This window comes from Coleofasciculus chthonoplastes PCC 7420 (genome assembly GCF_000155555.1).
GTDB lineage: Bacteria > Cyanobacteriota > Cyanobacteriia > Cyanobacteriales > Coleofasciculaceae > Coleofasciculus > Coleofasciculus chthonoplastes_A.
In genome coordinates this window covers 86,510-102,531 of the sequence record NZ_DS989842.1, presented here as the reverse complement: position 1 = coordinate 102,531, position 16,022 = coordinate 86,510, and the positions used below count along the sequence as shown (strand labels likewise).

Genomic DNA, 16,022 nt, shown 5'->3' with positions numbered 1-16,022 from the left:
TTGTTCCAGCTACAGCCTGCGCCCTACCCAATTATTATGCAGCCTGACATCACCGCCATTACCTTACCTGCTTTAGAGCATTTTATTGACTATCATCCCCTTACGATTGAGGCTCAAGCAACTCTAGTTGAAGCGATCGCTCTGTTAAATCAAGGACAATCCTTGTCGGCGTACCAGTCTGGGCAAATTGCCAAAGAACCCGAACGTTCACATCGCTGCGTCTTGGTGACCGAAAACTCGGCGTTGATCGGGATAGTGACAACGCGAAAACTGATTGAACTAATGCTGGCTGGGGTGAATTTTCAGGACACCCAGGTGGCTGATGTGATGATGCGATCGCCTGTTACTTTAACCCTCTCTGAGTCCTGTCATTTGTTTACGGCTTTATCCCTTTTCGAGAGCTATTCGATTGATCATCTCCCGGTTTTGGATAAGACAGGTAAACTTATTGGGCTGATCACAGAAAATAGCATTTGTCAAGGGCTACCTGAGCTAAATTTACTTAAGTCGCAATCGGTGGCGGCGACAATGACGACTCCTGGGCTAAACGTTTCGTTGACTACTTCTATTCTGGACGTGGCACAACAGTTGATTAAGACTCAGGAAACTTGTGCTGTATTGATTCAGGAAACGGTAATCGGGGATGAAACCAATGGGAGAAGGTTTAAAAAGAGTGCGATCGCGTCGCCCTTATCCTCAGTTTCTGCCCATTCCTTACCAGTCGGACTAATTACAGAACAGGATTTAATCCACTGTTTACAGCTCTCTGTATTCGGACTTGACTTGTCAAAAACACCCGTGTCTATGGTGATAAAAAAACCGCTGTTGAGTCTCCATCCGGATGATTCCATAAAGCAGGGACTTGAACAGATGCGGCAAGTCGGACAAACCCCTCAATTAGTTTACCAATCTCCGGAAAATCTTCTCGGCATTTTCACCGCAACGGACATCATTAAAGCGCTGAATCCTCTGGCGCTGCTGAATCAAGTTGAGCAATTACAGCAAACAATTAATCAACAAGCCAACCAACTGCAGCAAACCCTTAATGACTTAAACCAAGCGGAAACGACTGTGGAAACAAGCCATCAGCGTTTGCAGTTGATTCAGACAATAGCCAGCAATCCCACATTGAACGGGAAAGACTGGCAAACGGAATTCAGTGAGTTGACAGAAGTCCCTTCAGCATCCCGTTGTCTTCCCTCCTCTTCATTAGTGGAAACTCCCGGCGATCATGCAATGGAGCCACCTCAGGTTGCCCATATTGTCAAAACCGCGACAGAACGGCTGGAATTAATCCTCCGCGCCTCCCAGGATGGATTTTGGGACTGGAATATGATTACTGGGGACATTTATTTCTCTCCCCGATGGAAAGAAATGTTGGGTTACGCCGATTGGGAATTGCCGAATGAATTGGCGTCTTGGGAGAAGGTGATTTTTGAGGAGGATCGGATTGCCGCGTTAAAACTGATTGAAGATTATAACAGTGGGAAAGTCTCTCGTTTCCAAGCCGTCCAACGCTTCCATCATAAAAACGGCTCGACTGTTTATATTTTGTCCCGGGCAATTCACCAAAAAGATACCGCCGATCGAGTAATCCGCATGGTGGGAACTCATACCGATATTACCGATCGCAAACAAGCCGAGGCAACCCTACAAGCCGAGTATTCCTTTAAAACCCAACTGATCGAACGGATGGGAGAAGGCGTGTGTGTCTGCCATAGTATTGAGACGTATCCCTATATCCGCTTCACAGTTTGGAATCAGCAGATGGTGGAGATTACCGGTTATACCGTTGATGAAATCAACCGTCGAGGCTGGTATCAGACATTCTATCCCGATCCGAAACAACGAAGCCAAGCCGTTAAGCGAGTTGCTCAAATGCAACGTGGGGAGGATTTAGTCGCTGAGGAATGGGATATCGTTCGGGCAGATGGCAGCCACCGTATTTTATCGATCTCCACATCCAGAATTGAAACCTCAGAGAATCAGACTCATATCTTAGCCTTAATTCAAGATGTGACTGAACGCTTGCACTCGGAAACCGCGTCGCAGCAACAAGCCGAACGGGAACGGTTAATTCGAGCGATCGCGCTGCGGATTCACCAGTCGTTGGAGTTGGAGGATATTCTCCATACCACGGTGACTGAAGTGCGGCACTTCCTGCAAACAGATCGGGTGTTAATTTATCGCTTCAATCCCGATTGGAGTGGTGTGGTGGCTGTTGAGTCAGTGGAATCAGAAACGTTATCCATGTTGGGACAAACCATTTATGATCCCTGCTTTGGCGAGAAGTCGGCGGTGCGGTATCAACAGGGTTATATTAATACCCTGGAAGATACTCACACGGCAGATATTGCCACCTGTTATCGAGACTTTTTAGCCGATCTTCACGTCAGGGCAAACCTAGTCGTCCCAATTCTACAGGGAAGCCAATTATGGGGGCTACTGATTGCCCACCATTGTCATCATCCTCGCCATTGGCAAACCGTTGATATTGATCTGCTGCAGCAATTAGCCACCCAAGTCGCGATCGCGATTCAGCAGTCTGAATTGTATCAGCAGTTATCCACTGAACTGGTGGAACGCAAACAGGCGGAAACCGCCCTCCGACAGCAAGCCGAACGAGAACGATTAATTAGTGCGATCGCCCGTCGCATTCGTCAATCGCTGCACTTAACCGAAATTCTGAACACGACAGTAACGGAGGTGCGGCACTTCCTGCAAACAGATCGGGTGTTAATTTACCGTTTCAATCCCGACTGGAGTGGCGTAGTCGAAGTCGAGTCTGTCGCCGTGAAAGAGTTATCAGTATTGGGACGCACGATTTTTGATCCCTGCTTTGGTGAAAAGTCAGCGGTGCGTTACCAAAAGGGTGATATTCACACCCTAGAGGATATCCACACGGCTAATCTGGAGTCCTGTTATCGTAACTTTCTTGCCAATTTACAGGTAAGGGCAAATTTAGTCGTACCGATTATACAGGGACAAAAATTGTGGGGTTTACTGATTGCCCACCACTGTAATCAGCCGAGACATTGGCAGCCTCAAGAGACAGAGTTGCTGGTACAACTTGCCACGCAAGTCGCCATTGCGGTACAGCAATCGGAACTCTATCAACAAGCCCAAGCCGATTTAAGCGAACGCCAACAAGCAGAAACCGCATTACAACAGCAACTCCAGCGCTCATTACTGCTCAAACAAATCACCCAAGACATTCGCCAAAGTTTAGACGCCCAACAAATTTTTCAAACTACGGCTACTCAAATTGGTCAAGCCTTTCGCGTCAACCGTTGTGTAATTCACACCTATGTTGCTTCACCCGCCCCCCAAATCCCGTTTGTTGCTGAATATTTAGAACCGGGTTATTCCTCCATTCTCACTGTCAAGATTCCGGTGGCTAACAATCCGCACATTCAACAGGTATTAGCCGCCGATCGCGCGATCGCCTCTAACAATGTTTACGACGATCCCTTGTTACAAAATGCCACGGGAATGTGTGACCAGGTAAACCTGAAATCCATGTTAGTCGTTCGCACCTCCTATAAGGAAAAACCCAATGGGGTGATTTGTCTACATCAGTGCGATCAGTTTCGTCAATGGAGTAATGATGAAATTGAATTACTTGAAGCCGTTGCCGATCAAGTAGGAATTGCCCTTGCCCAAGCCCAACTCCTGGAACAAGAAAAGCACCAACGACAACAGTTAGCCGAACAAAACGTGGCGATGGAAAAAGCCAAACAGATCGCCGAAGCCGCCAACCGCGCCAAAAGTGATTTTCTGGCAACCATGAGTCATGAAATTCGCACGCCGATGAATGCGGTAATTGGCATGACGGGACTGCTGTTGGATACCCAACTGAGTCATGAACAAGCCGAATTTGCCGAAACAATCCGCAACAGTGGTGAAGCCCTGCTGACGATTATTAATGATATCCTCGACTTCTCCAAAATTGAGTCCGGCAAACTGGAGTTGGAAGAACAACCGTTTAATCTGCGAACCTGTATTGAAGAATCTCTGGATCTGCTAACGCCAAAAGCCGCAGAAAAGGCAATAGAACTGGCGTATCTGTTTGATCCTCACACCCCCAACACGATTCGCGGCGATATTACCCGACTACGGCAAATTCTGGTTAATTTACTCAGTAATGCCCTCAAGTTTACCCATCAGGGAGAAGTGACGGTTTCGGTTTCCTCTAAGCGGGTAAGTCCCCAGTCATTAGAGCAACTTTCTCATAGGACGAATAAAGAACAACAATATGAAATTTTGTTTGCCGTTAAAGATACAGGGATTGGCATTCCTCCAGATCGCTTAGATCGGTTATTTAAAGCCTTTAGTCAAGTCGATTCCTCCACCAGTCGCCACTATGGGGGTACAGGATTAGGGTTGGTCATATCCAAGCGATTAAGTGAAATGATGGGGGGTAGAATTTGGGTAGAAAGTGAAGTAGGGAAGGGTTCAATCTTTTACTTCACGATTGTTGCCCCAGTCTGTCACATTGATAATCTCAGTAATTTGGATCTCCGGCAACCTCAGCTTGAAGGCAAGCGGATGTTAATTGTGGATGATAATGCCACTAATCGCCGCATTTTAACTCTACAAGGTCAATCCTGGGGGGTGCTGACCCGTGCGGCTGAGTCGGGGGAGCAGGCATTAGACTGGCTACAGCAAGGTGAGACATTTGACTTAGCGATTCTGGATATGCACATGCCGGGAATGGATGGGGTTAATCTCGCCTCACAGATACGCCGACAGCCAGATGGTCAAGAGATTCCCTTGGTTATGTTAACCTCAATCGGCAAGCCAGAAAACAGTGGTCAACTGGATGAAGCCAAGTTTGCGGCGTTTCTGACTAAGCCGATTAAGCAGTCTCAACTCTACAATGTGCTGATGGATGTATTAGTCGGTCAACCTGTGAAAGTGCGGTCAACCTGTGAGATTTCACCGACGATTGATCCGTATATGGGTGCAAATATACCGTTGCGGATTTTGTTGGCGGAGGATAATGTGGTTAACCAACAAGTGGGATTGCATATTCTGGGGCGCATGGGGTATCGGGCGGATGTAGCCGCCAATGGCTTAGAAGTCCTCGAAGCATTGCACCGTCAGTCTTATGATGTGGTATTAATGGATGTGCAAATGCCGGAAATGGATGGTTTGAAAGCAACTCAGCGCATCTGCCAGGAGTGGTCCGCTGAAAACCGTCCTCATATCATCGCGATGACGGCTAATGCCATGCGAGGCGATCGCGAAACCTGTTTACAAGCTGGTATGGATGATTATATCAGCAAGCCGATTCGGGTTGAGGAACTGGTGCGATCGTTGCAGGGAGTGCCGAAAAAGGTACAAGAAACTCGGAGTTTCCAGAAGGCAGAAGCCAGAGAGCAGAGGCTCCAAGCAAAGAAGCAAGGGAGCAAGGTACAAGGAAATAATAACGGTTTAGACGGACATGATGTGATTGATGACCACGCTTTTCAACAACTGTGCGATATGGTCAAAGATGATCAAGTCTTAATCCAAGTGATTGATAGCTTTTTGGATGAAGGCGCTCAGTTGTTGGGGGTGATGAACCAAGCACTGGATTCACAGAAAACAAATACATTGTCACCTGAGACGCTAACCACTTGTCAACAGGCGGCTCACAGTCTCAAATCTACCAGTGGTACGGTTGGTGCAATTAACCTTTCTGAACTTTGTAAGCATTTAGAAACCATAGACATTGAAGATGAAACCGATAATCCACTGACGTTAACGAGTCGTCTATTGACACAAATCGATCAGGAATATGAACAGGTAAAGGTGGCGTTACAAAGCAAACGTCAGCAATTGAAGGAAAAGTGTTGATTGTGTAGGGGCGGGTTGAGGGATTTTAGTGTAGCTATAGATGATAACCTTTGTTATACCAAGTGGCATTCAAAGATATATAGAATATTTTTTTTCAAATAAAATTGATCAGAAACTTTCTCTCCATGGTTAGAAACCTTACAAAAAGTAACGTATGATTATTTTTAGTCAATCCATTTTTTCAGACAAGGGAGACAAGAAAGAGTTGAGCGGGTTAGCGTATTTCGGCTAACCCACTCAACTCATCAATTCTTAACCGCCAACAGCCGCCAAGGTAGTGGGTTCAGCAGGCGTAGCCTCTTGTTCTCCCAGACGATTGTGATACAGGCTGGCTAAACGCTGCTCATAGTCTGCCAACTCCTCTTCAATCTGAGTAAACAGCACCGTTGAGGTGGGATCGGTGAATTGTTTTCGCAGATTATAGGCATCGACAACACCCGTTTGAATGTCACCCAATGCATGGCGTAAAATTGATAAACTATCGCTGGGTTGCAGCCAATTTTGTAAGGCGGCGTAGGCATCTGTCGCCACTTCCGGAATCGATTCAAACGCCTGCAAATCTCTTAAGCGATTCTCCAGCATGATAATGTGATGCTGCTTATTTTCGATGATTTCTTGCAGTAGCGATCGCAACTCTAAATCAGAGGCTTTTTGGGCATAATACTCAAAGGCTTTTCGCCCATATCGTTCCCCGGCTAAGGCAGTATTCAATCCATTCACAATATCAAGCTTGCTACTCCCCCCCCAAGCTTCTGCCAATTGCCACCATTGAGCCGTCATATCCGTTTCATCGGGTAAGGCTTGATCCGGAATTCCTAAACCTAAGCGGGTGAGAATTGCCGTGGTAAATATTGCCAAATCACCAGGTTGACGAGAGGTAATCAGATTCCCATCCACGACTAAGGGTTCATCCACATAGTTAGCCCCCGCGTTGGTCATATCCTTACGAATCGAGAGAAATCCGGTGGCATTTTTGCCCTGAAGTAAATCCCCTTCAATTAACACTTGGGGACCATGACAAACCGCCGCGACGAGTTTATTCAACTCCATTGCCTTTTGCACAAATTGCACGGCATTGGGGTTATTTCGCATCGTATCCGGTGCCATTCCGCCGGGAATAATCACAGCATCGAAGGTGTCTGGACGGGTTTCGGTTACGGTACCATCAGGTTTAATCGAAACTTTGCCTTGTTTCCCCTGATAGGTGTCATTCATGCGCGAACCCAGAACCACAACCTGCGCCCCCGCTTGTTGCAGCGCTTGATAAGGAATTTTAAATTCGGCATCTTCAAACTTCTGGTCGATCAGAATGGCAACTTTTTTGGGCGTATTATCGGTTATCATCATTGGAATTGTTAACGACTTTATTACTTGATCGAAGGTAGAATTTTTCTGGGGTATTCTTTCAGCCACGAAAATTATACGGGCTAAACAGGTAGTATTGATAAGCATTTTCAGCTTAGGAATGACTCACAGAGATGTCATCCCTCAAAAGAAATAAATTAGGATTCGCTCTGGGGTAATAAACTGATCTGCCTGCGAAAGGCTAAGCTGTGAATGCGGATAGTCATATACAAGACAATATGGAACCTGAAAACATTAACAAATCTCAGTCCAACCCCCTATCAGAATCACACACACGTAAGGAAACCAACGAAATAGAACTGACGTATGAGGGACTGAGCGATCGCGACACGGCTGATGGTAGGCTGATTGAAGAATCAAGAACCCGTATGGCAAGCGGTGAACCCACCACGAGCGATGTTGATGCCAACCGCTACCAGGCAAAAGTCGTCGGTGAGGAAGCCGTTGGCGGTTTAACACCGACGCCCGATCAAAATGTGACCCAAGAGATGGAGCGAGCCGTTGGTGTCGAAGGCGCTCAAAAAGAACCGGTGCAAGTCACCAATAAGCTAGAACGACGGGATGAGCAGCGTTGGGAGTTAGATCCCAAGTCCTCTGAAGATTATCAAGAACACAGAAACTAAGATAGGTGGGGACAATTAAAGTTAACGGCGGGGATTGTCTTTGATCATTGGTCATTGGTTATTCTTCTGCCCTCTGCCTTGTCGCTATCAAAACGGGCGTGTGGACTCGGATTTAGGATTCGGCGCTAATCGTATGAATCTTGAGCAAGTTAGTCCCGCCTGAGACTTTTGCCGGAATCCCAGCGATAATTAAAATTTTATCTCCTTCTACCACTAAATTCCGTTTGAGTAACTGAGTTTGGGCTTGATTCACTAACTCTTCAAAGGACTCAACTTCTTGCTCGAGTAACAATGGTTTTACCCCCCAAACCAAATTCAAATTGTGGTAAACTTTCCGATTAGGAGTCAGAGAAATAACAGGGACTCCTGGACGCTCGGCGGCGGCTAGTTTGGCGGTGTGACCGGTACTGGTGAAAGCCGCAATACAGCGCAAATCCAGAATTTTATCAATCGTGTTGAGCGCTTCACTTAGGGCATTGGCTTCATTGGTTGCGGCTGGGGGATAGTTAACAAACTTAATTTCTGGTTCCACATCCGTGGCAATACGGGCTAGCATCGTCACCGCTTTCAGGGGATATTTACCCACGGCTGACTCCCCAGACAGCATCACCGCATCGGTGCCATCGATAATTGCATTCGCCACATCACTGGCTTCAGCACGAGTTGGACGGGGATTATTAATCATACTATCGAGCATTTGGGTGGCTGTGATTACCGGAATCCCCTTTTGGTTACAAATCCGAATAATTTTCTTTTGCAGAAACGGCACTTTTTCCGGACTCATTTCTACACCCAAATCGCCCCGTGCTACCATGATCCCATCGCTCTCATTGATAATGGCTTCTAAGTTCGCGATCGCCTGAGGTTTTTCGATTTTGGCAATCACAGGTAGGGATGAGGCATTGTGTTGCTGGAGAAATCCTTTGAGAGTACGAATATCTTCCGCAGAACGCACAAAGCTTAAGGACACCCAGTCAACCCCTTGAGCAATGCCAAATTCTAAATCTTGTTTGTCTTTGTCAGTCATTGAGGGTAGGCGATTTAGGCTCAATCCGGGCAGGTTAACCCCTTTACGGCTTTTGAGTATCCCCCCTTCGACAACTTGACATTTAACGGTATTGCCCTCAATGTCCTCAACCCGCAGTTCTAAAAGTCCATCATCCAGGAGAATCTGCACTCCAGGTTCTGCTTCTTGAGCCAGGTGGGGATAGTCGATAGCAACGGTTTTCGGTTGATGATTGAATTCAGAAACGGGAACTAAGGAAATGGATTCTCCTTGAACCAAGTTAAGTCCTGCATCGGGCAGTTTCCCGACTCGAATTTTCGGTCCTTGTAGGTCTTGGAGTAACGTAATCGGTGTATCTAATTCCTCTTCAATAGAACGTAGCAAAGAAATGGTGTGAGCATGGTCATCGTAGCTACCATGGGAGAAGTTTAACCGTGCTACATTCATTCCTGCTTGCACCATTTGCTTGAGAACGTCTGGTGAATTACTCGCCGGACCAATAGTGGCAACGATTTTAGTGCGATTACTTAGAGGTTTCATTATCAATTATCTCTAAATTGTGGTAGGGGCACGGCAATGCAGTGCCCTATTATTTATCTAATTCGGCAAGAAGACCCTCACTTGAGCGTGATGGGATGAATTGCCAGAGATGCTATAATCATCAAAATGGTTTGAATCCCCTCGGTGGGCGGTAGTGAAGGGCTTTTTAAGCGGCACCCTAGCACCGGAAAGTCTGCAAAAGTGGCAAAAAAGTTGGGTAGCGAAAACCAAGTAAAACATAGCGCAGTAAGTCTTCAACAAGGCTGAATGAATAAGAAAGAAACTTGGGAGTAATCCCCGTACCGTGGGGCGCACGGAAACGGTCGGTGAAAATCCGATAACGCTTGGAGAGTGAACCACCAGTGGGTACTAGATAACAAGTGATATTCTAGTAAGCTCGGTTCAGACATAATCGTGTAAGACCTTAGTAGGGGTAACCCAAAAGGGCAGTGATTAGCTCAAGAATCCCTCGCTTTTAGCGACGGGAGCGTCAACTCGTCCCGTCTATTTACGCTGGTTTCATGGTCACAATCCCATACGCATTCGTTGCCAGATAATCCTGGGCAGCCTGTTGAATTTCGTGAGCATTGACGGCTTGAATGCGAGCCGGATAATTTAGGGCTGGGGTTAAATCACCTAATTGGGAGTGATAATACCCATATAGACTGGTGCGATCGCTCGGTTTCTCATTACTAAAGGTAAAGCGATTCGCCACCTGGGTACGAATTCGGGCAATGTCCGTCGCTGCGACACATTCGGTTTGTAGCTGACGAATATGTTCCCCAATCGCCGCTTCCACAATGTCTAAGTTCTCTGTCGGAAGTTGGGCGGAAATATAAAATATCCCCTGTAGCTGCTGAGTCATATTACTCACCCCAATATGAGTCACCAGTTTACGGTCTTCGCGCAAATCTCGCACCAACCGCGACATCCGCCCCTGTCCTAAGATAGCGGCTAAAACATCTAATGGATAGGTACTCTCCAACTGTTTTAATCCCGGTACTCGCCAAACCATGACCAATCGCGCCTGCTGTAATGTCGAATCGACATATTCTCGGCGCACAATATCGGTAAACGGTGATTCTGGCTTATAGGTGAGACGGGAGGTATAGTCCGAGTCATGCTTAACCCCAGCTTGAGCAAATCCCTGCGCTACCGTTTCAATCAACTCGTCCACGGGTAAATTGCCCACGGCTACGGCTGTCATCGTCTTGGGTTGATACCAGGTGTTATGAAAATCCCGCATCTGCTGAGCGGTTAAGCTTTCAATCACAGAAGTCGGTCCAAGTACCGGGCGACGGTAGGGGAGATAGTCAAAGCTGGTTTCTAACGCCCGCCGAAAGGTGCGGCGACGGGGACTATCTTCCGAACGCCGAATTTCTTCTAACACGACTAACCGTTCCCGTTCAAAGGCGTCATCAGGAATCAGGGCATTTAACACCACATCCAGTTGTAAAGGTGCGAGTTGGGCAAAATCTTTGGGGGCTGTGGTGATGTAATAATGCGTGTAATCGTGACTGGTTGCTGCATTCGTCACCGCACCACGTTCTTCAATCAGCCGCTCAAATTCGCCACTGTTCAAGCGCGGTGTTCCCTTAAAAACCATGTGTTCGAGAAAATGCGCCATCCCGTTAATCGGGTCCGATTCAACGGCGGAACCCACATTCACCCAGACATTCAGGTTAACCGCATCGACAGGCATCTGTTCTGCCACAATGGTTAGACCATTGGGTAATGTCTCAATAGTTGGGGCATTTAGAGGTGGAGTTTTGAGCAGAGTTGAAGTCATCAGTCAATTACTCGCTTACTTTGCAGGTGTGCCATGTCTCTCTATCTTAATGGGTTTGTCCGATTCCATCCTGTATACAACTGATGCTTCCCGATTTGATAGAACTGGCGATTTATTTCCTAAGCTTATACCCTACTTACAATGAACTGATGTATGGCTCCCGGTTAGCAAGAGGAGGCGATTGAAATCGCTGCTACACAAACAAAGTCCGCCTGCGCGGACTGGGTTATAACGGGGGTAGCTAATCCGGATTTGGTATTAATTTTTATCGATTTTCAATTACTATACTCCTTACCTCAATCGCTTTTTATCTCTATTTTATTTCTTTGAAAAGACTGCCGAGAAGGGCGGGTTTTGCAATTAATAGTATCGGTGATGTCCAAATTTAAAGGCTAAACCCGCCCCTACAAGCGCTCTTATAGCAGTACCAAGACAGGTTAGGACATTTTTATCTGTTCCCTGTTCCCTCTTGAAATCAACTGATGTCCTTTCCGTACCTCGTAGCGCTATATGTGCTTCATTTTCTTGTCTTTAGACCGGGGAGGAACGCACGCTAGCGGTTTTAACCGCATATAGGTTTTAACCGTGATGAGGGTCGTTAATGTATCTCTGGATTGTTGCTGCACTGACATTGCCTGCCGTTGAAAAAAAATAGCTATTTGTCCACAAAGAGGGAAGTTTCTTGAGTTCAGGAAACTCCTTTCTAAGGTAGTTTGCACTCCGTCCTTTGAAGGCTTTTGCTACCTGGTAAATTGCGTCTGTCGGATGAATTTCAACAAACAGGTGAATGTGGTCTGGTGCAACTTCAAGCGCTCTAATGTGCCAACCCTTTTCTGTGGCTAATTCACTGAATATCTCAAATATTCTGTCACGAATCTTTCCCACTAGCACTTTTTTGCGACGCTTAGGTATCCAGACCAAGTGAACAACACACAATCCAATAGCGTGGTTGTAGTGCCTATACTCGTATGAATTTTTTCGCATTTGCGTTTTTCCGGGTTGCCTGTTGTTTTAATTGTAGATTACAATAGGAAAACAACAACACTCACTCATGAAAGCGATGGCTAAAAGCAAGAAGCCTAGAGGAGTACAACAGATGTTGCTGCATCCCGACAAAGAAGCAAAAGCCGTCCTAGAATATCTATGTGAGCAGTCAGGAAAGCTCTATAACATGGGCGTGTACTTTGCCCGTCAGACTTTTTTCAAGACCAGCAAGCTCTTGACGGGAAAGTTTGACTTGATTTATGAGCAAAGCGTGGGCAAGAGTAAAATTGCTCAGTCCCTACCCTCAACACCAGCACAGCAAACACTATTAAGTGTCGCTGAAGCGTTCAAATCCTATAAAAGGTTGCGTCAAGCTTGGTTCAAAGGGCAATTACCAAATAAGCCCAAGCCACCTAATTATTTAAAAGGGTCAAGACTGTTCAAGGTAGCTTATCCCAATTCAGGAGGACAGAAGCCTAAGCTAGTTGATGGTCAACTTCAGTTCTCACTGGGTTTAACCGTTAAGCGTTGGTTCGGAATTGATAGCTTCAGGCTACCTGCTCCAAGCCACCTTGATATGGCTAAGGTTAAGGAATGGACTATTTTGCCTAAAAATGGTGTTTTTTACCTGGAGGCTTCCTACGAAATTCCCAAACAGGAGACATTCGTGGGGATTGACGACCAAGCATTAGCAATTGATTTAGGTACAGCCGACAATCTAGCTGCTTGTGTTGATACTCTGGGCAACTCTTTTCTAATTGATGCCCGTGCCATGAAAGCATTTAATCAATACTGGAATAAGCAGGTTTCGACCAGGAAAGAAGGAAAACCACAAGGGTACTGGGATACCTTTCTTGACCGAGTGACCCGTAAACGCAATCACCGGATTAGGGATGGCATTAACAAGGCAGCTCGGTTGATTATCAATCACTGCTTAAAATATGGCATAAGTACGATTGTTCTAGGATGGAATGAGGGGTTCAAAGATAATGCCAATATGGGTAGACTGAACAACCAAAAATTTGTTCAAATACCATTGGGTAAACTAAAAGATCGATTGCAGCAATTGTGTGAAGTTTATGGCATTCACTTAGAAGTCACCGAAGAGGCGTATACCAGTAAAGCTAGTTATCTTGATGGAGACTCCCTACCTAAGTTTGGTGAAAAACCAGACGGGTGGAAAGCATCAGGAAGACGAGTAAAGCGTGGCTTGTACCGTAGTGGAAATGGCGCAATTGTAAATGCTGATTTAAACGGCAGCGCTAATATTTTAAGAAAAGTAGCCAGAAAGTTAGGTATTGACCTAAACCGACTGAGTAGACGGTGCTTGGCGACCGTAGCGAGAGTTAGGTTGTGGCAACTTCCACAACCTGCTCTGTCGGCAGAATCCCCGTGTCTTTAGACCGGGGAGTGTCAAATCTTGCCACAAGTTCCGGTTTCGTTAAGGCGCATGATTCCCACCATACCGCTTGGGTATTTTTGACGCGCTTTTTGCATCGCTACGTCTTCATCCGGATCAATAAAATAATCCCCACTGTTTGGCTCAATAATCATAAACCAGTTGTAATGATCTTGGATGAGTTGAGGGCTGACTTGAGCGAAAATCTCTCGATAGCGCTTTATCCGGGCATTTTTTTCTGCTTCCCGTCTGGCTAACTCCTCTGGGGGTATCGTATATTCCGGAAATAGTCTGCCTTGACGACGAGGACGAACGGATCGGGTGCGAGTCATCGGTTTAATTCTTAGAGGGTAGCGAGAATACAACTATTTTACAAGACGTAAACCCGCCGAATTGACACTCCCTGCCTTAGTTCCAGACGTAGCATGCTACGTCTCTACAAGGAAACGAGACAGATAGGAGAGACCGATTATCATAGATGATGACAACAGAATGGATTGATATCGGTTTCCTCCAGTCAAAGTAAATTCTTATGTCAGTTTTTAGTAAAATTCTCAGTGTAATTATCGCCGTAATTATTGGCTGTGGCGGTGTACTTGGCGTATTTTATGCCATGAATTACCTAGCCAACACCTTACCTCATAAATGGCGATCGCGAATTCTACCTTGGATTTATCTCGCTCCCGCCCTGCTGGTGCTGACGGCATACTTGATTCTACCGACGTTGAATACAATTTACATCAGTTTTCTGGATCGGCGATCGCAAAATTTTGTCGGCTGGGAGAATTATCAGTTTGCGTTTACCAGTGAGGCGATGCTGGTGGCGTTTCGCAATAATTTGTTGTGGCTGGTTCTGGTAACTGGGTTTAGTGTTGGGTTTGGCTTGATTCTGGCGGTACTCATGGATAAGGTACGCTATGAACCCCTCGCCAAGTCGCTAATCTTTCTACCCATGGCAATTTCCTTTGTCGGTGCGAGTGTGATTTGGCGGTTTGTTTATGCCTTTCGTCCAGCCGGAGCAGCGCAAATTGGTTTGCTTAATGGTATCATCACCAGCCTGGGATTTGAACCCGTGGGCTGGTTAGTGGAACGTTCGATTAACAATTTTGCCCTGATTGCGATTATGATATGGTTGCAAACGGGTTTCTGTCTGGTGTTGCTTTCCGCCGCCGTTAAAGGGATTCCCAAAGATATTATCGAAGCCGCCCGCATGGATGGCGCGAGTGAGGTGCAAATTTTCTGGCGGATTACCATCCCGATGATTCGTTCCACCTTAGCGGTGGTGACAACAACGGTGGTGATCATGGTGCTTAAGGTGTTTGATATTGTCTTTGTGATGACGGCGGGGAATCAAGGTACAGAAGTAATTGCCTCACGGATGATTAAAGAAATGTTTAACTATCGCGACTATGGCAGGGGGAGTGCGATCGCGGTTATCTTATTACTAGCAATTGTACCAATCATGGTCGTGAATATCCGCCGCTTCCGTCAGCAAGAAACAAGCCGATGAAATCTAAACGTCGCCCTAAATCGAATTCTGTGAAACATCTGTCTCATCAGTTACAAAATGCCTTTAATAGCCTTCCGGTTCACCTGAGTATCATCGTCATTTCCTTAATTTGGACTTTACCCACCGTTGGCTTATTGATCAGTTCCCTACGCCCCAAGGATGATTTGTTAGAAAGTGGCTGGTGGATGGTGTTTCAACATCCCTTTGATTTCACCCAATATCAGTTAGGAAATTATATCGATGTTTTGACGGCGGAAGGAATGGGACAAGCATTTCTAAATAGCTTTACCATTGCCATTCCCGCCACTGTTATTCCCATTGCGATTGCCACGTTTGCGGCTTATGCATTTTCTTGGATGGAGTTTCCAGGGCGTCAGTTGTTATTTATTTTAGTGGTGGCGTTGCTGGTTGTTCCCTTACAGATGACGCTAATTCCGGTACTGCGATCCTATAATCACTTGGGATTATCGGGTTCGTTTTTGGGTGTGTGGTTAGCCCATACGGGGTATGGGATGCCGTTGGGGATTTATTTACTCCGGAATTATATTGGTTCCCTACCCAAGGATTTAATCGAAGCGGCGGCGGTGGATGGGGCGTCACATTTGACCACATTTACACGCTTAATTGTACCCCTTTCCCTACCCGCGATCGCCTCCTTTGCCGTGTTTCAATTTTTATGGGTATGGAATGATTTATTAGTCGCCTTAGTGTATCTGGGCGGAACACCGGATGTCGCCCCCTTAACCATGCGCTTAACCACGTTGGTGGGATCTCGCGGCGAAGCGTGGCATTTACTGACAGCCGGGGCATTTATCACGATGATTGTACCTCTGATTGTCTTTTTTGCCCTACAACGGTATTTTGTCCGGGGGATTTTGGCAGGTTCGGTTAAGGGGTAATGTCATTGGTTTATGTCATTTGTTTATGTCAGGTTTTATACTATCAAAATAACCAAGTATTTTCCC

Annotated in this window: 10 protein-coding genes; 5 read left to right on the top strand and 5 right to left on the bottom strand. The window is 46.2% G+C overall.

Features of this window, described 5'->3' with window-relative positions; genetic code table 11:
* Positions 1-36: 36 nt before the first annotated feature.
* Positions 37-5,841 (top strand): GAF domain-containing protein, encoded by a 5,805-nt coding sequence (locus tag MC7420_RS34785; RefSeq protein WP_052307413.1) that lies wholly within the window; start codon positions 37-39, stop codon positions 5,839-5,841.
* A 252-nt stretch (positions 5,842-6,093) separates the two neighbouring features.
* Here the strand turns inward: MC7420_RS34785 and MC7420_RS02510 are convergent, their stop codons facing one another.
* Positions 6,094-7,188 carry a DJ-1/PfpI/YhbO family deglycase/protease gene (locus MC7420_RS02510; RefSeq protein ID WP_006098586.1) on the bottom strand — a complete coding sequence of 365 codons (1,095 nt, stop codon included), beginning with the start codon at positions 7,186-7,188 and terminating at the stop codon, positions 6,094-6,096.
* A 236-nt stretch (positions 7,189-7,424) separates the two neighbouring features.
* Between MC7420_RS02510 and MC7420_RS02505 the strand changes: the two genes are divergently transcribed.
* Positions 7,425-7,829, top strand: coding sequence for a DUF6335 family protein (locus MC7420_RS02505; protein WP_006098644.1), 405 nt, complete (start codon positions 7,425-7,427; stop codon positions 7,827-7,829).
* A 112-nt stretch (positions 7,830-7,941) separates the two neighbouring features.
* Here the strand turns inward: MC7420_RS02505 and pyk are convergent, their stop codons facing one another.
* The 3 genes from pyk to tnpA all read right to left on the bottom strand — a co-directional run bounded on the left by pyk (position 7,942) and on the right by tnpA (position 12,148).
* The gene (pyk, locus tag MC7420_RS02500) at positions 7,942-9,375 is read right to left on the bottom strand and encodes a pyruvate kinase (RefSeq protein ID WP_006098478.1); all 1,434 of its coding nucleotides are present in this window, start codon (positions 9,373-9,375) and stop codon (positions 7,942-7,944) included.
* A gap of 508 nt (positions 9,376-9,883) precedes the next feature.
* Positions 9,884-11,164, bottom strand: a complete 1,281-nt coding sequence (locus MC7420_RS02495; RefSeq protein ID WP_006098381.1) for a M16 family metallopeptidase — start codon at positions 11,162-11,164, stop codon at positions 9,884-9,886.
* A gap of 579 nt (positions 11,165-11,743) precedes the next feature.
* Positions 11,744-12,148, bottom strand: coding sequence for an IS200/IS605 family transposase (tnpA, locus tag MC7420_RS02490; RefSeq protein ID WP_044204617.1), 405 nt, complete (start codon positions 12,146-12,148; stop codon positions 11,744-11,746).
* A gap of 76 nt (positions 12,149-12,224) precedes the next feature.
* Here tnpA and MC7420_RS02485 point away from each other — a divergent pair, with 76 nt between their 5' ends.
* Entirely contained in the window at positions 12,225-13,550 is a 1,326-nt protein-coding gene (locus MC7420_RS02485; protein ID WP_044204854.1) for an RNA-guided endonuclease InsQ/TnpB family protein, read from the top strand.
* An 11-nt stretch (positions 13,551-13,561) separates the two neighbouring features.
* On the opposite strand, the gene MC7420_RS02480 is transcribed toward MC7420_RS02485, so the two are convergent.
* Positions 13,562-13,879, bottom strand: coding sequence for a hypothetical protein (locus MC7420_RS02480; RefSeq protein WP_006098503.1), 318 nt, complete (start codon positions 13,877-13,879; stop codon positions 13,562-13,564).
* Positions 13,880-14,079: 200 nt separating this feature from the next.
* On the opposite strand from MC7420_RS02480, the gene MC7420_RS02475 reads away from it, so the two are divergent.
* Positions 14,080-15,057: a carbohydrate ABC transporter permease gene (locus MC7420_RS02475; protein ID WP_006098732.1), complete on the top strand. Its 978-nt coding sequence runs from the start codon at positions 14,080-14,082 to the stop codon at positions 15,055-15,057.
* Positions 15,054-15,956, top strand: coding sequence for a carbohydrate ABC transporter permease (locus MC7420_RS02470; RefSeq protein ID WP_006098711.1), 903 nt, complete (start codon positions 15,054-15,056; stop codon positions 15,954-15,956). Before MC7420_RS02475 ends, MC7420_RS02470 begins: the two co-directional genes overlap by 4 nt.
* Positions 15,957-16,022 lie beyond the last annotated feature (66 nt).

What these genes read in the sequence shown, in the direction of transcription:
- MC7420_RS34785 (WP_052307413.1), top strand. Translation starts at nt 37, where the DNA reads ATGCAGCCTGACATCACCGCCATTACCTTACCTGCTTTAGAGCATTTT.
- MC7420_RS02510 (WP_006098586.1), bottom strand. Translation starts at nt 7,188, where the DNA reads ATGATGATAACCGATAATACGCCCAAAAAAGTTGCCATTCTGATCGAC.
- MC7420_RS02505 (WP_006098644.1), top strand. Translation starts at nt 7,425, where the DNA reads ATGGAACCTGAAAACATTAACAAATCTCAGTCCAACCCCCTATCAGAA.
- pyk (WP_006098478.1), bottom strand. Translation starts at nt 9,375, where the DNA reads ATGAAACCTCTAAGTAATCGCACTAAAATCGTTGCCACTATTGGTCCG.
- MC7420_RS02495 (WP_006098381.1), bottom strand. Translation starts at nt 11,164, where the DNA reads ATGACTTCAACTCTGCTCAAAACTCCACCTCTAAATGCCCCAACTATT.
- tnpA (WP_044204617.1), bottom strand. Translation starts at nt 12,148, where the DNA reads ATGCGAAAAAATTCATACGAGTATAGGCACTACAACCACGCTATTGGA.
- MC7420_RS02485 (WP_044204854.1), top strand. Translation starts at nt 12,225, where the DNA reads ATGGCTAAAAGCAAGAAGCCTAGAGGAGTACAACAGATGTTGCTGCAT.
- MC7420_RS02480 (WP_006098503.1), bottom strand. Translation starts at nt 13,879, where the DNA reads ATGACTCGCACCCGATCCGTTCGTCCTCGTCGTCAAGGCAGACTATTT.
- MC7420_RS02475 (WP_006098732.1), top strand. Translation starts at nt 14,080, where the DNA reads ATGTCAGTTTTTAGTAAAATTCTCAGTGTAATTATCGCCGTAATTATT.
- MC7420_RS02470 (WP_006098711.1), top strand. Translation starts at nt 15,054, where the DNA reads ATGAAATCTAAACGTCGCCCTAAATCGAATTCTGTGAAACATCTGTCT.